At 63.8% G+C, this 15,670-nt stretch carries 15 protein-coding genes; 4 read left to right on the forward strand and 11 right to left on the reverse strand.

Annotated elements, in window-relative coordinates:
• Positions 1-37: 37 nt before the first annotated feature.
• The 4 genes from NKJ17_RS20255 to NKJ17_RS20270 form a co-directional block, all read right to left on the reverse strand.
• Positions 38-1,678, reverse strand: coding sequence for an ABC transporter substrate-binding protein (locus tag NKJ17_RS20255; RefSeq protein ID WP_352689808.1), 1,641 nt, complete (start codon positions 1,676-1,678; stop codon positions 38-40).
• A 212-nt stretch (positions 1,679-1,890) separates the two neighbouring features.
• On the reverse strand, positions 1,891-2,892 hold the full coding sequence (locus tag NKJ17_RS20260) for an alpha/beta hydrolase (protein WP_352689809.1): 1,002 nt from the start codon (positions 2,890-2,892) through the stop codon (positions 1,891-1,893).
• 16 nt (positions 2,893-2,908) lie between these two features.
• Entirely contained in the window at positions 2,909-3,586 is a 678-nt protein-coding gene (locus tag NKJ17_RS20265; RefSeq protein ID WP_352689810.1) for an isochorismatase family protein, read from the reverse strand.
• 20 nt (positions 3,587-3,606) lie between these two features.
• Complete coding sequence (locus tag NKJ17_RS20270; RefSeq protein WP_352689811.1) at positions 3,607-4,911, reverse strand: M24 family metallopeptidase; 1,305 nt, start codon at positions 4,909-4,911, stop codon at positions 3,607-3,609.
• 267 nt (positions 4,912-5,178) lie between these two features.
• Between NKJ17_RS20270 and NKJ17_RS20275 the strand changes: the two genes are divergently transcribed.
• The gene (locus NKJ17_RS20275; protein WP_352689812.1) at positions 5,179-5,466 is read left to right on the forward strand and encodes a GIY-YIG nuclease family protein; all 288 of its coding nucleotides are present in this window, start codon (positions 5,179-5,181) and stop codon (positions 5,464-5,466) included.
• A gap of 142 nt (positions 5,467-5,608) precedes the next feature.
• Here the strand turns inward: NKJ17_RS20275 and NKJ17_RS20280 are convergent, their stop codons facing one another.
• From NKJ17_RS20280 to NKJ17_RS20310, 7 genes are all read right to left on the reverse strand, one after another.
• Positions 5,609-6,586, reverse strand: a complete 978-nt coding sequence (locus NKJ17_RS20280) for a GlxA family transcriptional regulator (protein ID WP_352689813.1) — start codon at positions 6,584-6,586, stop codon at positions 5,609-5,611.
• Positions 6,587-6,908: 322 nt separating this feature from the next.
• Positions 6,909-8,090, reverse strand: a complete 1,182-nt coding sequence (locus NKJ17_RS20285) for a cystathionine gamma-synthase (protein ID WP_352689814.1) — start codon at positions 8,088-8,090, stop codon at positions 6,909-6,911.
• Entirely contained in the window at positions 8,087-9,511 is a 1,425-nt protein-coding gene (locus NKJ17_RS20290; RefSeq protein WP_352689815.1) for a pyridoxal-phosphate dependent enzyme, read from the reverse strand. The genes NKJ17_RS20285 and NKJ17_RS20290 overlap by 4 nt, the downstream gene beginning before the upstream one ends.
• A 319-nt stretch (positions 9,512-9,830) precedes the next feature.
• Positions 9,831-9,932 (reverse strand): hypothetical protein, encoded by a 102-nt coding sequence (locus NKJ17_RS20295; protein WP_352689816.1) that lies wholly within the window; start codon positions 9,930-9,932, stop codon positions 9,831-9,833.
• 437 nt (positions 9,933-10,369) lie between these two features.
• Positions 10,370-11,716: an FAD/NAD(P)-binding protein gene (locus NKJ17_RS20300; RefSeq protein ID WP_352508612.1), complete on the reverse strand. Its 1,347-nt coding sequence runs from the start codon at positions 11,714-11,716 to the stop codon at positions 10,370-10,372.
• A 49-nt stretch (positions 11,717-11,765) separates the two neighbouring features.
• On the reverse strand, positions 11,766-12,218 hold the full coding sequence (locus tag NKJ17_RS20305; RefSeq protein ID WP_352476864.1) for an RrF2 family transcriptional regulator: 453 nt from the start codon (positions 12,216-12,218) through the stop codon (positions 11,766-11,768).
• 147 nt (positions 12,219-12,365) lie between these two features.
• Positions 12,366-12,590, reverse strand: coding sequence for a hypothetical protein (locus NKJ17_RS20310; protein WP_352689817.1), 225 nt, complete (start codon positions 12,588-12,590; stop codon positions 12,366-12,368).
• Positions 12,591-12,902: 312 nt separating this feature from the next.
• Between NKJ17_RS20310 and tauA the strand changes: the two genes are divergently transcribed.
• The 3 genes from tauA to NKJ17_RS20325 all read left to right on the forward strand — a co-directional run bounded on the left by tauA (position 12,903) and on the right by NKJ17_RS20325 (position 15,664).
• Complete coding sequence (gene tauA / locus NKJ17_RS20315; protein ID WP_352508610.1) at positions 12,903-13,916, forward strand: taurine ABC transporter substrate-binding protein; 1,014 nt, start codon at positions 12,903-12,905, stop codon at positions 13,914-13,916.
• 111 nt (positions 13,917-14,027) lie between these two features.
• Complete coding sequence (locus NKJ17_RS20320) at positions 14,028-14,801, forward strand: taurine ABC transporter ATP-binding protein (protein ID WP_352508609.1); 774 nt, start codon at positions 14,028-14,030, stop codon at positions 14,799-14,801.
• Entirely contained in the window at positions 14,798-15,664 is an 867-nt protein-coding gene (locus NKJ17_RS20325; protein WP_352508608.1) for an ABC transporter permease subunit, read from the forward strand. The genes NKJ17_RS20320 and NKJ17_RS20325 overlap by 4 nt, the downstream gene beginning before the upstream one ends.
• The last annotated feature ends 6 nt before the right edge of the window (positions 15,665-15,670 follow it).

The raw sequence follows: 15,670 nt of genomic DNA on the forward strand, positions 1-15,670 counted from the left end.
CTGCCTTGGGCGCCGGCTTTCCGTCGGGCGGCACGAGTCACGCCTCGAGCCAAACCTTCTCGAAATGCTGCTCGAGCGACTGGTGCTGCTCGCAGCCATGGACGCCCTTGCGGTAGGTGCGGTAGACCGAGCGCCAGTAGGGCTGGATGATAATGCCGGAATCGCGGAGATTCTGCTCGATCTTCGCCATGATCTCCTTGCGGTCGCCGGCATCGGGCATCGCCAGCGCCTTGTCGAGTAGGCTGTCGAATTCCGGATTGGCGTAAGCGCTCTCGTTCCAGGCGGCGCCCGATTTGTAGGCCAGCGCCAGCACCTGGATGCCCAGCGGCCGGCCGAGCCATTCGGTGCAGGAGAACGGATATTTGCTCCAGTCGTTCCAGAAGGTGGCGGCCGGCAGCACCGTGCGCTTGATCTTCAGCCCAGCCTCGCGCATCTGCGCTGCGATGGCGTCGCCGGTGGTCTTTTGCCAGTCGACGTCGACCGAAATGAGCTCGTATTCGTGATCGGCCTTGCCGGCCTCGGCGAGCAGGGCCTTGGCTTGATCGATGTTGCGCACGGCTGGGCCGATATCGGCATATTCGGGATGCATCGGCCCGACATGATGGTTCTCGGCCGGCTTGCCGCGGTTGTCCATGCCGATCTTCAGCACAGCGGCGTTGTCGACGGCGAGCTGGGCGGCGCGGCGCACCTTGATGTCGTCATAGGGCGGATTGGCGACATTGAAACGCGCGACGATCGTCGAGCCGGTGGCGATCTCGGAATTGCTCAGGCCCATCGAGTCGGTCTGCGCAACCGTGTCGGAGGCGGTTTCGTGGTCGGTGTCGATCTCGCCCGATTCGAAGGCCGACAGCATGGCGTTGGGGTCGGAGCCGTAGTCGACCCATTTGATGCCGTCGAGGTAGAACTCGCCCTTCCACCATGGCTTGTCTTTGCGGCGGACTTCGGCGCCGACCTCGGCGTCCCATGCCACGAGTTCGCACGGCCCGGTGGTGATCGCCAATGCCTTCAGCGGGTCGCCGTCGCCTTCATAGCTGCGGTGCATGATCAGTGCCGGATAGTCGGCCATGCCGGCAATCAGTGAAATGTCGGGCTTGGGCAAATTGAGCCGCACGGTGAAGTCGTCGACGCGTTCGATGCCGCCGTCGACGGCTTTCTTGGTGTCCGCGTTGACCAGCGCGCCCATCCGCGCGGCGACAGAATTGCCGGCGACGGACGCATCGCACCAGCGCGTCAGATTGTGAATGACATCGTCGGCGTTGAAGGTGTCGCCATTCGACCAGTTGACGCCTTTGCGGACATGCAGCGTCAGCACGCGGGCATCGTCGCTGGTCTCCCAGCTCTCGAGCAGCCATGGCTCGAAGGTGAAGTCGCGGTTCCAGCGCACCAGATATTCATTACACTGGCGGGCGACGTTGGACATCTCGACGCCGTCGAAGGTGCGCGGATCCTTCCAGCCCTTGACGTTCATGGCAACGCGCAAGACGCCACCGCGCTTCGCCTCCTCGGCCCTGGCCGGTGACGGAGCAAGCCCGCCAAGCGCCAGCGCGCCGGCAGCGCTGACACCAAACGCGGCCATGGTGGCGAGATATTCGCGCCGGTTCATCTGGCCCTTCTTGAAGCCGTCGGCGACGGGCGCGGCCTGCGGATGCAATTTCCGATCGGTCAGCATGAACTTCATCGTCGTTCCCTCTTTGTTGGGCGCCTCCGACCGACCGCGCCGCGGGGGTGGATGCGTTTCGCAGGGGCGCCTTACGTGAGGTGATGATAATGCTGGCCTGAGCGGGCAAGTGTTCAGGTTTCCGCAGTTGTTGTGCGCTGTTCCGCAGTGGGGAGCTTGAGGAGAGAGGATTTCTGCGCTTGCCTGGCCGGCATGAGAGCCGCACTCCGCCGTCACTCCGGCCACTTGCCCCCGCCCAGCGCGGCTATAGCCGCGACGATGCGATCAAAGGCCTCGCTGGCGCGCGGCACGGTCTTGCGGGCGCGCAGGAAACTGTGCACGAGGCGCGGCTCCTCGCGCCACCATGCCTTACCCCCGGCGGCAAGGATTCGGTCGCGATAGGTCTGGCCGTCCGATGACAGCGGATCGCATCGCGCGGTGACGATGACCGTCGGCGGCAGGCCGGAGAAGTCGCTATCGCTAAGTGGCGAAAATGTCGGGTCGTCCGGCGACTGCCCCTTCGCTGATCGGATATGGCGGTAGAATTCGACGTCGCGCAATGTCAGCAGCGGTGCCTCGGCGTGCTCGATATAGGAGCCGGTGCGCGCTTTGCCGTCCAGCTCTGGGCCGTCTAGCTCGTCACCGCCCAATTCGGGATAGATCAGCACCTGGCCGATCGCGCGGCGAGGATGGCGGCGCGTCGCCTGCGCCACTGCTGCGGCCAGGTTGCCGCCGGCGCTTTCGCCACAGAGCACGATGGGCAGTTCGGTCGTCGCCGCAGCCCATTCGAATACGGCCAGCGCATCCTCGAAGGCCGCCGGATGCAGATGTTCCGGCGCCAGCCGGTAGTCGGCGGACAGAACCGCAAAGCCGGTGCCGGCGCAGATCTCGGCGCAGATGTCGTCATGGCTGTCGAGCCCGCCAAGCACGAAGCCGCCGCCGTGATAATAGACGACCATCGCCTGCGGCGCCGTTCCCGCCATATGGTAACGCCGGACCGGGATTGCACGGTCGCCGACGCTGCTGTCGCTGGCCTTGACGCCGGCCGGATAGGGCTCACGAAAGGCCCGGCACATGGCGTCATAGACCGCCCGCTGCCTGTCGATCGGCATGTAGACGATTTCGGGCGGATACCACTCGTTGACCCGATCGATATAGGCCCACAGCTCCGGATCGAGCAGCGTCAGGTATTTTCCGCGGTCTGTCGTTTCGGGTCGATCGGCTTCGGTGACCATCGCGGCGCGATTCCGTTCAGAGCTCGGCATAGAGGCGGGCGGCGTTTTCATAGCTGAAACGCAGCGGCACCGAGCCCTCGACCTGCCAGGCGTCGACCGTCTCGCCTGCCAGCAGCCGGCAGGCGGCCTTGGTGGTGGTGACGGCACCGCCATAGAGCCGGTTGGCGAGGTTGAGGATGGCCGTCTGGTGCATCGCCGTGCTGCCGCTGCCGCAGGCATCCTTGACCAGCAGCACGCGAAACCCGAGCGCCACCGCATCCTTGACGGTGGCATCGATGCAGGCCTCGGTCCAGACGCCCGCAACGACCAGCCATTCGATGCCGTCGGCCTTGAGCCGCCCGGCGGTAGGCCCTCCACCAAAGGCGCTGGCCTGCGTCTTGACCAGCATCGTCTCGCCGGCTGCAGGCGCCACTTCCGGACAGATCGCCGTCAGCGGACCGTCCTTGTCGGAGAAAGCCGACTTGCCGTTGGCCTCGACCGGATGGAACGGCCGTGCCGTGGCGAGATCGACGACATAGGCCCAGTGATACAAAGGCACATGATTGGCCCGTGCTGCTGCCTGCAGGCGCTGGACGTTGGCGAGGATGTCGCCATAGCCTTCGACCAGATAGCGCTTGTCCCGCCGATGCTCCTCCTGGAGATCGATGAACACCGCCGCCACTGTGCCGCGCCTGATCGAGATCGGGCTTTTCATGCAAAACTGCCTGTCAGCACTCAAACTTGCCTGTCAAGGAACTCGTCCTCATAAGGGAACCGCGACAGAAGCTCGGTGCCGGTCTCGGTGATCAGGATCTCGTCCTCCAGCTTGACGCCCTCGCGGCCGCCCTTCTCGCCGATATAGCTCTCGACGCTGACCACCATGCCGGGCACGATGACTCCGTCGCGGCCATAGGTCTCGTAGTCCATGGCGTGCGCGATGAACGGCGTCTCGCCATGCATGCCGACGCCGTGCATGACCGAGGTATAGCGCTCGTCGACGAAGCGGTCCGGGATCTTCCAGGACTTTTCGGCAATCTCGCGAAACGCCATGCCGGGCTTGACGACCCCGATATTGTGCTGAACCTGGTCGTGCGCCATCTTGTAGAGCGACTTCTGGTAATCCGTCGGCCTGCCCGGGCCGCAGCGGAAGGTGCGCGAGAAATCCGAATAATAGCCGTAGCAGCCGATCGTGTCGGTATCGAGCGCCAAGAGTTCGCCCGGCCTGATCTTGCGGCCGCTCGCTTCGTTGAACCAAGGATTGGTGCGCTGGCCCGAGGTCAGCAAACGGGTTTCGATGAACTCGCCGCCTTGGCGGATCACTTCGCCATACATGGTGGCGAACAGCTCGTTTTCGGAAACGCCGGGCTTGATCGCCTCGCGCACGGCATAGACGGCGGCCTCGGCGCCGGCCATCGACACCTGCAGGCATTTTACTTCCTCGGGCGTCTTGACCGCGCGCACCGCCAAAATCTCGCCCTGGCAATCGCGGACGTCGCAGCCGCGCTTCTCGAGCGCCAGCGCCTGCAGATGGCTGCAGCGGTCGAGGCCGAGCTTCATCGAGCCGCCGCCATGCGCCTTGAGCAAATCGGCGATCTCGTCGGCGAAGGGACCCGCGGTTTCGTCGTCGCGGCCCGACACCGAAGACCATACGAGCTTGGACGGACGCGCCTCGTCGATCGTGTCGAGCACCATCGAGACATGGTAGCTCTGCGGATATTCGAACAGCACGATCGGCCCTTCGGTCGGTATGAAAAAATAGCGCGTCGAGTTGCGCAGGAAATAGCCGAACATGTTGCGCGAACCGGTGGCGTAACGCTGGTTGTAGGGGTCGAACAGGACGACGCCGCCATAGCCGGCCTCGCGCATCCAGGCTCGCAGCCTGGCAAGGCGCCCCTTGCGCAGCGCGTCGGCGTCGATGAAGGACGGCTCGGTATCGGACAGCCACATGCCGCCGGCCGGATCGGCCGCCGCCGGATGGCGCATGCGGTCCTTGAAGTCGACGTCCTCGGTGCTGTCGGGGTCAAAAACGACAATGCTCATGGGTGCCTCCTGGAAGCGGCGAGGATGGGCCAAGGGTGGCGCAAAGTCTGTGCGAAATCCCGCAGGTGTTGTGCCGTATGCCGCTAGGCGGCAGCCCCCTTCAATTACCTCGGCGATTGACTGTGAGCCCGAACGTTTTCGTCATCCTAGGGCGGAGCAAGGAGCGAAGCGACGCAGCGCAGACCCTAGGATCCATGCCGTGACATTGGTCGTAGAATGCGGCGGAATGGCGCTTGTGCGCGCATCGATGCTCGCTACCCTGAAACCATGACCGGCTACGTTTACATGACCGCAAGCCAGAAGCGCGGCACGATCTATATCGGGGTTACGAATGATCTCGGCCGCCGCATGCCGGAGCACAAATCCGGCGAGGGCTCGCGGTTCACCAGCCGCTACGGTGTGCAGCGTCTGGTCTGGTATGAGGAACATTTCGACATTGTCGACGCCATCCAGCGGGAGAAGTCGCTGAAGCGCTGGCCACGCCAATGGAAGATCGAGCTGATCGAGAAGACCAATCCGGAATGGTTCGAGCTTTTTCGCGGGACGGGGTGGTAGCATTCGGTTCTGGTCCGCAGGAGCACTGCCGCGAGGTAACGGCATGGATCCCAGGGTCTGCGCCGCGTCGCTTCGCTCCTTGCTCCGCCCTGGGATGACGAACGGAGGGCTAATCTCCGACGTTTGCGGCTTGCAGAGGCCCCTAATGCCTGCGCATCACCTTCGGCGCATGCCCATGCTCTTCCCGAAACGCCCGCGCAAAGCTCGACATCGAGGCGAAGCCGCAGGCGAGCGCCACGTCGCGCACCATCAGCGTGGAATGCGCCAGCAGGTCGGCGGCACGCTTCAGCCGCAGCCGGCGGTAGTAGCCGTTGGGCGAAATGCTGAGCTCGGAGCGAAAATTGCGTTCGAGCTTGTCGGAGGAGACGCCAAGCCTATTCGCCAACTCCGCCATGCCGAGCCGTTCCTCCACTGCATCCTCCATGATGGCGATGGCCGACAGCACCAGTTCGTTCTGCACGCCGGTGCGTAAGCGCAGCGGCATCAGCTTGCGGTCGACGCTGGAGCGCAGCGGGCTGTGCACGAACCATTCGGCGACGCCGGCCGACAGCTCGGCGCCATAATCGCGGGTGATGATCTCCAGCATCATGTCGAGGCTGCCGACACCGCCGGCCGAGGTGAAGCGCTTGCGGTCGATGACATAGAGATCGCGCCTCAGCTCGATGTCGGGAAAGGCCTCGGTGAAGGCCGCCTGGCTGGTCCAGTGCAAGGTGCAGGCGTGGCCGTCGAGCAGGCCTGCGCGGGCAAGGAAGAACGCCGCATCCGCCACAGCACCGATATGGGCGCCACCGCGCATGCTCTTGCGGATCCAGCTCACGGCATCGTACGCGACGAGATGATCGGCATCTCCGCCTGAGCAGACGACGATGCGATCGACCTTCGGCGCGTCATGGGCGGAAAAGCCGGGCTGGATGACGACGCCGTTCGAGGCCTCCACCGGGCCTTCGGCGGCGCCGACGATGATCCAGCGGTAGCAGTCCCGCTTGGCCAGCACGTTGGCGGCGCGGAGCGGCTCGATGACCGAGCTGAACGCCATCATCGGAAAGCCGGGGAAGACCAGGATGGCGAAAGTGAGCGGGGTATCGCTTGCCGTCGGTTGGTTGCGTTGTCGGTTGTTCATAGCTTCCGGAGCCAGGCAGCAAGGTGGATCAGGAAGCTACAATTCTGCCAGATGGCGCCAAGGTCAACGGAATAGAATGTAAGACACATGGATGGATGCAGAACAGGCGCCGCTCGTTGGCGATCCTTCACGCCCCCTCTGTCCTGCCGGACATCTCCCCACAAGCGGGGAGATCGGCAGCTTCGCCGTCCCGTCCGTGTTTCAGCGTTGGAGGTTGGCGAAAGCGCAAGATGACGGCCAATCTCACCCCTCGTGGCCGAGATGCCCGGTAGGGCAGAGGGGCACTGTCCGCCGACGTCTCGCAAGGTTCTTGTTGCCGGGCTCAACTCGCCAGCGCCTGATCCAGATCCGCGATCAGATCGTCGCCATCCTCGATGCCGGCCGATAAGCGCACCAACGAATCGGAAATCCCGATCTCGGCGCGGTTTTTCGCCGGGATCGAGCCGTGCGTCATCAGCGCCGGGTGCTCGATCAGGCTTTCGACGCCGCCGAGGCTTTCGGCCAGCGTGAACAGTTGCGTGTGTTCGAGGAAGCGCTTTGTCCCCGCAAGGTCGCGGTCGAGCTCGACCGTGATCATGCCGCCGAAGGCGTGCATCTGCCGCCTGGCGATGGCGTGCTGCGGATGGCTGGGCAGGCCGGGATAGATGACACGACGGATGTCGGGGCGGCTTTCCAGCCAGTGCGCGATCTTCTGGCCGTTGGACGAATGGCGCTCCATCCTGAGCGCCAGCGTCTTCAAGCCGCGCAGCGCCAGGAAACTGTCGAACGGCCCGGAAATGGCACCGATGGCGTTCTGCAGGAATTTCAGCCGCTCAGTGAGATCCTTGTTGTCGCCGACCACGGCGACGCCGCCGACCATGTCGGAATGGCCATTGAGGTATTTGGTCGTCGAATGGACTGATATGTCGATGCCGAGCTCCAGCGGCCGCTGCAGATAGGGGCTGCAGAAGGTGTTGTCGGCGACCGAAAGCACGCCTTTGCGCCTGGCCAGTGCCGCGACCGCCTCCAAATCGACGACACGCAGGAGCGGATTGGTCGGCGTCTCGACCCAGAGCAGCTTGGTCTCAGGGCGGATCGCCGCCTCGACGGCGGCAAGATCGGTGAAGTCGACGAAGTCGACCTGCAAATTGGCCGAGCGCTTGCGCACCCGCTCGAGCAATCGGAACGTGCCGCCATAAATGTCGTCGGTGGCGACGATATGCGCGCCTGAATCAAGCAATTCAAACACCGTGGCGATCGCCGCCAGACCGGAAGCGAAGGCGAAGGCAGCGGTGCCGCTTTCGAGATCGGCTACGGCGCGCTCGAAGGCAAAGCGCGTCGGGTTCTGGCTGCGGGCATATTCAAAGCCCTTGTGCACGCCCGGGCTCTGCTGGCCATAGGTCGAGGTGGCGTAGATCGGTACCATCACCGCGCCGGTCGTCGGATCGTGGCTCTGACCGCCATGGATGGTGCGTGTCGAGAAGGCGAGGCGGTTTTTGCCCGATACAGTGGCTTTTATGGTCATCGGGCGCGCCTCAGATGGTTGATCAGGTCGATGCGGGTTATCAGGCCAATAAATTCGTCGCCGTCGAAGACGATGGCGACCTCGTTGCGGTCGAACACCGGCAACAGCGCGTCCAGCGTCTGGCTGGCCTGCAGCGTATGCAGATTGGAGGTCATCGCCGTACGAACCGGGGCCTTGAAGCGGTCCCAGCGGCTGTCATAGGGGCCTTCGACCTTGGCCAGGATATCGCTTTCGTCGATGATGCCGACGAGCTTGCCCTCGTCCAGCACCGGCAGTTGCGAGACATCCGAGCGGCGCATGCGGCCATAGGCGTTGAGCAGGCTTTCGTCGGGGCCGACGGACACGACATCGCCGGTGCGGAGCGTGCGCATCACCAGGTCGCGCAGGTCGCCATGCTGCTCGTGCTCGGCAAGGCCCTGCTCGGCCAGCCAGAAATCGTCGAAGACTTTCGACAGGTACTTGTTGCCGCTGTCGCAGACGAACGTGACGACGCGCTTCGGCACGGTCTGCTCGCGACAATAGCGGAGTGCTGCCGAAAGCAGCGTGCCCGACGACGAGCCGGCGAGAATGCCTTCCTTCGAAAGCAGGTCGCGCACCGCAAGCATGCTCTGCTTGTCGGGGATGGAATAGGCCTTCCTGACCAGCGACAGATCGGCATTGGGCGGCACGAAATCCTCGCCGATGCCTTCGACGGTCCAGCTTCCGGCCTCTACCATCTTGCCGGTCTTGATCAACGGCGCCAGCACCGAGCCAACCGGATCGGCGAGCACCATCTCGGTCTTCGGCGAGACTTTCGCAAAGTAGCGGCCGAGCCCGGTCAGCGTGCCGCCGGAGCCGACGCCGACGACAACCGCATCGACATCGCCTTCGAGCTGCTGAAAGATTTCCGGCCCGGTCGTGGTCTCGTGGGCATGCGGATTGGCCGGGTTGGCAAACTGGTTGGCGTAGAAGGCGCCGGGCAACTCGGCGGCGATCTTTTCGGCCATGTCCTGATAGTATTCGGCATGGCCCTTGCCGACATCGGAACGCGTCATGCGCACTTCCGCGCCGAGCGCCCGCAAATGCTGGATCTTTTCGCGCGACATCTTGTCAGGCACGACAAGGATGATGTGGTAGCCCTTGGGGATGCCGACCTGGGCGAGACCAAGACCGGTGTTGCCGGCGGTCGCCTCGACGATCGTCCCGCCGCGTTTCAGTTTGCCCTGTTTTTCGGCGGCGGCAATCATCGACAGCGCGATGCGGTCCTTGATCGAGCCGCCGGGATTCTGGCTTTCGAGCTTGATGAACAGCCGGCACTTGCCGATGTCGAATTTGGTCAGCTCGACGACCGGCGTCTGCCCGATCAGGTCGAGAACCGAGGCATAGGGCGGGCGCAGGCGGGACGACGCATCGTCCTGTGCCACGATCTTGTGCTTGCTCATATCAGATGCTCCGTTGCCAGAATGAGCAACCGCCCTGGAAGACGGCAACCTATCGTCTTTTCCAGCCGTTTGCAGTTGGAAAGAAGATAGATCGTGCCAATCCGGCCGCCAGCAGGGGAATGGAATTTCGCGAAAGCTTCGCCGGCTCCAGGCAGGGCAAAAGATTTGCAGAACCTGCTTAGGGTTCAGGCGATCGCGGCCTGGGCTTCGATCTCGATCAGAAAATCCGGATTGCCGAGGCCGGCGACGCGCAGCACCTTGATGATCGGCGGCGCGCCACGGTTTGCCCAGAAGGCCATCCAGGCGCCGAAGGCCGGCCCTATATCCAGGTCGCCGGCGATATAGACCGAGAGGCTGACGAGGTCTTCAGCATCTTGTCGGAAAGCGAAGGGATCAGCCGGCGCAGTTCGGAATAGCGCATCGGCTGTTCCTTGATGCGCGCCAGGATCACCGTCTTCCATTTGCCGCCGAGCGCGTCGAGCGCGAACTCGACCGGACAGCCGTAGAGTCTTCAGTGTTGGGTCATGCGCCATGGTAGGCAAGGCACGGTGACGACGAAAGCAGAATTTGCCCGGCCATCTGGCGAGGGTCGGGGCTTACGGCCTCGCCGACTACAAATCCATGGAGGAGAACGAAGACGAGCCTGCGCGACACCAATCCGGTCAATGCGAGACGGCCGAAACCTGTGGCGATCGTCATCGCCTGGCTGTATCGACCACGACGGGCTGGCTGGTCGGCTCTGGTGGAGCGAGCTCCCGCACCCCTGGTTCGCCTTCAGCGAACGCGGCTATGCCGTCGAGGTCTTTTCACCCGACGGCGGCGGTCTTGCATCCGAATTGCGTCAAGACGAAGGGAGCCTCATCCGAGTAAGCGCTTGCTCAGCCGCGCGCACTGCACACGAATATCGGGAATGGCGTCGATTTCGAAGAAGGTGCCGCGCGTCAGTGGCCCGACGGCGAGGATCTTGGCGGATACCGTGCCGTCGCCGGCGATGACCTCGCAGTTCGCGGTCACGTCGAGGCCGAGGCGCAGCGGATCCGGCCGTGCCAGTCCACGCTCGACCAGTGACCGCACCACGCTGTTCGAGGTGGTCGAGATGTCCCTGGCGATGCCGGTGCAATCATAGATGCGGGTGACGTCGAACCTTTCGAGCTGCTGCGTATGGCGCGACTGGACCTGTACGCTGAAGCCGTCGCCGGCGGCGATCTCGACGACGCGCCCGGCGACAAGGCGGATGCGGCCCGCTTGCACCGCCTCGGCAACGCGGGTGTAGACTTCCGGCGCCATGCGATGGCGGTGGATATCCCACCAGGCCTTGGTGTGCTCGACGAAGCGGCGCTTGGCCGAGGACGGCCAGTTCTGCCAGATCTTCTGGTTGAAGGGTCTCAGACCGTCGACGACGTCGCGCCAGTCGATACCGGCCTTCTGGTTTTCCCGGATCAGGTCGCGGAACCAGCCGACGAAATAGGAAAGCTGGGTGCCGAGCGGAATGTCGGCGACGTCGAGCTTGATCGGATTGCCCTTGCGATGCGGCGAAGGCAGCAGGCCGCGCCGCGACACCGCTACGATCGCGCCGCGGTGGCCGCGCTGCTCGAGCGACAGGAAGGCATCGACCATGCTCAAGCCGGTGCCCAGCACCAGGATTTGGGCTTCGGGGTCGAGCGCAGTGTCCGCCTCGGATCCCATCCTGATCGCATGCCCCTGCCCCGCCCCCGGCTCTTCGTCATGCCCGGTGGCGAGCACGGCAAGATGCGCGACCACGCTGGTGCCGTTGGCCAGCGCCACCTCAACGCCGGAGGCGGTCGGCGAGATCGACAGGCTCTCCTCGCGGATCAGGCGCAGCCGGCCCGTCTGCTGCTCACGCGCCTCGAGCTCGTCGAGCAGCTCCTTGAGATAGCGGGCGTAGACGCTGCGCGGCGCATAGACTGGCGCCTGTTCCGGCGTCGCTATGCCGCGTTCAAGCAGCCAGCGCGAGAAATTGCCGGGATCGTCGGCATAGGCGCTCATGCCCGACGCGCTGACATTCAGCACATGCGCCGACAGCAGCGTTGAATAGGCCATGCCTTGCCCAAAATGCGGGCGTTTTTCGATCAGGCTGACGCGGAGATCGGGATTGGGCGACTTCAGCAGATGCGCCGCAAGCACGACGCCGCTGGCGCCGCCACCGACAATGATGATCGAATTTGGCGTAGCGCGCCCGGTCATACGCACACCAGCTGTGCTGGCGATCGTCGCCGGCTCAGGAGAGATTGGTTCAGGCCTGGATTTTCAACGCCGCCGAAAAGTCTTCGTCGCCGACGATGTCGCGCATTTCGGCGAGGCTGCGCTGATCCAGCACCTCGGCGATGGCTTGCCGGACCTCCAGCATCAGGTGTCGGACTTGGCATGTCGCCTCGTTGCAGTCTTCGCAGCGCTGATACTGGGTGCGGCTGGCGCAAGGAATGGGGGCAAGCGGTCCGTCGAGCACGCGCACGACGTGGCCGACCTTGATCTCGTCCGCCGGGCGCGCCAGCCGATAGCCGCCGTCCTTGCCCTTGCGGCTCTGGACGAACCCGGCATTGCGCAATTCGCCAAGAATGGCATCAAGGAACTTCTTCGGAATATTGTTTCCTGTGGCGATGTCGTTGACGAAGGCGAGCTGTCCAACCGGCAGGCGCGCCAGATGGACGAGCGCCTTGAGGCCATATTTACCTTTTTTCGTGAGCATAACCCGAACGTTTCTCTGTCATGCGATGGCGCAAGGCCACCGGTTGCGAAACGCCTGGCGTGCCTCCCCGCCGCGTCCAAGCTGTCACTACAGATAAATTCTAGCGACATGATATACAAGCTCAGAAACGTTGATTTTGCTTCGTTTTCAAGCCGCAATGGCCATTTTGGCCGGGGCTTGTGCCCTTGCGAGCACAGGAGCCGCCGCGAATGGCACACCGGCAAACTGGCCGGTGGCAGGAATGTCCCGATCGGCGAGAATACCGACGGCAGCTTCTGCCCCTGAATTTGAAGGCCAAAGCATGCCGCGCACGGCAATAAGGAGGGTAGCGTCAATCATCGTCCTCTCCAATCCTTCAATGTCGATAAGCATACTAGACTTAACCGCGAACACAGGGAACTTGTTTCCAATTTCTTGCCTATTCACAGCACGGGTTTGCCGATGCAGGGCGAAAACGGGAAAATCCTTGTTGTGGGCATGGACGGCGTGGAAGGGGTTCCCGGGCAAGGACGATGGTTTTCACCCGGGCCATCACCCAGAAGCGTGCGAATGGGCAACTGCCCTAGCCAGACGACTTTTTCTAACAAGGCCGAGCCGATTGGAAGGATTTAACTCTACAAGAACGATAGAGTTAGATGACTATGAAACGCAATCCGGGTTTTTCTCGTTTCCAAGGAGCCTTTCATGTCCACCATTTCGCGACGTATCGTTCTCTTGTCCTCGGCGGCTCTGGCAGGTGCCGTCTTTCTCGGCCCAGCCGATGCGCAGGACCTCAAGATCACTATCGGCTACCAGACAGTCGTCGAACCCTCGAAGGTGCCGCAGGCCGACGGCGCCTATGAGAGCGCGACCAAGGCGGCAATCGACTGGCGGAAATTCGATTCCGGCGCCGACGTGATCGCCGCCATCGCTTCCGGTTCGGTCGACATCGGTTATGTCGGCTCGAGCCCGCTGGCGGCGGCGGCGAGCCGCGAGCTTCCCATCCAGACAATCTTCATTGTCGGGCTGATCGGCGAATCCGAGGCCCTTGTCGCCCGCAACGGCGCCGGCATCGAGAAGGCCGCCGACCTTGCCGGCAAGAAGGTGGCGGTGCCCTTCGTTTCGACGACGCATTACAGCCTGCTTGCCGCGCTGAAGCATGAGGGTATCGACCCGAAGTCGGTCGATATTCTCAATCTGCGGCCACCGGAGATCGCGGCGGCATGGGCGCGCGGCGACATCGACGCCGCCTATGTCTGGGATCCGGCACTCGGCCAGATCAAGACGACGGGCAAGGTCGTGCTGGATTCCTCGCAGGTCGCCGCCTGGGGCGCGCCAACCTTCGACGCCTGGATCGTGCGCACCGACTTCGCCGAAAGGAACCCGGAAGCGGTGCGCGACTTCGTCAAAGTAACGGGCGCTGCCTATGCCGACTTCCTGGCCAAGCCGGATCAATGGTCGGTGTCCTCGCCGCAAGCGGCCAAGATCGCCAGGATCACCGGGGCCAAGCTCGAAGACGTGCCGCAACTGCTGAGGGGCTATGTCTTCCCGACGCTCGAGGAGCAAGCCTCGGAAAAGTTCCTCGGTGGCGGCACTGTCAAGGCGGTCGAGGCGACATCGGCCTTCCTCAAGGAGCAGGGCAAGATCGACGCCGTGTTGCCGGATTATTCGAAATACGTGTCGTCGAAATATGTCGGCGAGGCGCTGGCCTCGAATTAGCGGCGGCTCAATACCGCGCGTCCTCCCTTCCCTGACGCGCGTTGCCTGCCCCGGAGCCGCTGACGAGGAACGGCTTCGGGGCAGGCAGGTTCAGAATATCGGCGACCCCACATGACGCATCTCGTGCTCGACCAAGTCTCGGTTCACTATGACGGCCAGCCGGCGCCGGCCGTCGAACGCGTGTCGATTGACATCGCTAAGGACGACTTCGTTGTCCTGGTCGGCCGTTCCGGCTGCGGCAAGACCTCGTTGCTCAACGTCGCCGCGGGCCTGGTCGAGCCTGTGCGCGGACGCGCCACGATTGGCGGCAGGCCGATCACGGCGCCAGGCTCGGACCGCGCCGTCGTGTTCCAGAACGACGCATTGTTTCCGTGGCTGACCGCGCGGGAAAATGTCGCCTTTGCTCTCAGGCTGCGCGGTGTCAGGGCCGCCGAACGGGCGCGGACTGCCGACGACCTTCTGGCGCTGGTGAAGCTCGACGGCGACGGCGACAAGCGCATCTGGGAGCTTTCCGGCGGCATGCGCCAGCGCGTCGGCCTGGCCAGGGCGCTGGCAGCCGAGCCGCAATTCCTGCTGCTCGACGAACCGCTGGGCGCACTCGATGCGCTGACACGGGAACGCATGCAGACAACGCTGCTCCATCTGTGGACGGCAAGCCAGGTCGGCGTGCTGATGGTCACGCACGGCATCGACGAAGCGCTGGTGCTCGCCACTCGCATCATTGTGCTCGCTCCCGGCCCTGGCCGGGTGGTGCGGAGTTTCGAGGCCGGTTTCAGCCGGCGCTATGCAGCCGGCGAGGCCATTCGTAGCATCAAGGCCGATCCCGCCTTCGCCGCGGCGCGCGGCGAGCTGACCGACGCGATCTTCGAAGGGGAGGCAGCATGACCGTTACCTCCTATACCGCGCGGCCGCAGCGCTCCAAAGTCGACGACGGAGCCGACGCGCTGTCGGTGCCATGGTCGCGGCCGCGGCCGAGACGCAGCCGCGTTTCGGCCCGCGTGGTCAGCGCGATCACCATTCTGATGGTGGTGGCGGTGTGGACGGCATCGGCCCGCCTGCAATTGGTGTCGCCGGTTTTCCTGCCGTCGCCTGTGGCAGTCTGGAACAAATTTGTCGTCGTCGCCGGTGACGGCTTTGTCGACGCGACGCTGCTCCAGCATATCGCCGCCAGTCTGTGGCGGGTGTTTGCAGCGCTGATCGTGGCCCTTGTCATCGGCGTTCCCATCGGGCTGGCTATCGGCATCAGCACGATCGGGCGCGGCATCTTCGATCCGCTGCTCGAATTCCTGCGGCCGATCCCGCCGCTGGCCTATCTGCCGCTGATCATTATCTGGTTCGGCATTGGCGAGCCGTCCAAGATCCTGGTGATTGCCATTGCCATGCTGGCTCCGGTTGCGCTGTCGACGGCATCGGGTGTTCGCGGCGTCTCGCAGGAACGCATCAATGCAGCGCGCTCGCTTGGCGCCACGCAGCGCCAAGTGATCAGGCACGTCACCCTGCCCAGCGCGCTGCCCTCGATCCTGACCGGTCTGCGCATCGCGCTTGGCGCCGGTTGGTCGACGCTGGTCGCCGCCGAGCTGGTGGCCGCGACGCGCGGGCTCGGTTTCATGATCCAGTCCGCTGCCCAGTTCCTCGTCACCGACGTGGTGGTGATGGGCATACTGGTGATCGCGGCCATTGCCTTCGTGCTCGAATTCATCATCCGCAGGATCGAGCGGGTGCTCGTCCCGTGGGCAGGGCGGGAATGACCGACA

The organism is Mesorhizobium sp. M0208, from assembly GCF_040322015.1.
Taxonomy (GTDB): Bacteria; Pseudomonadota; Alphaproteobacteria; order Rhizobiales; family Rhizobiaceae; genus Mesorhizobium.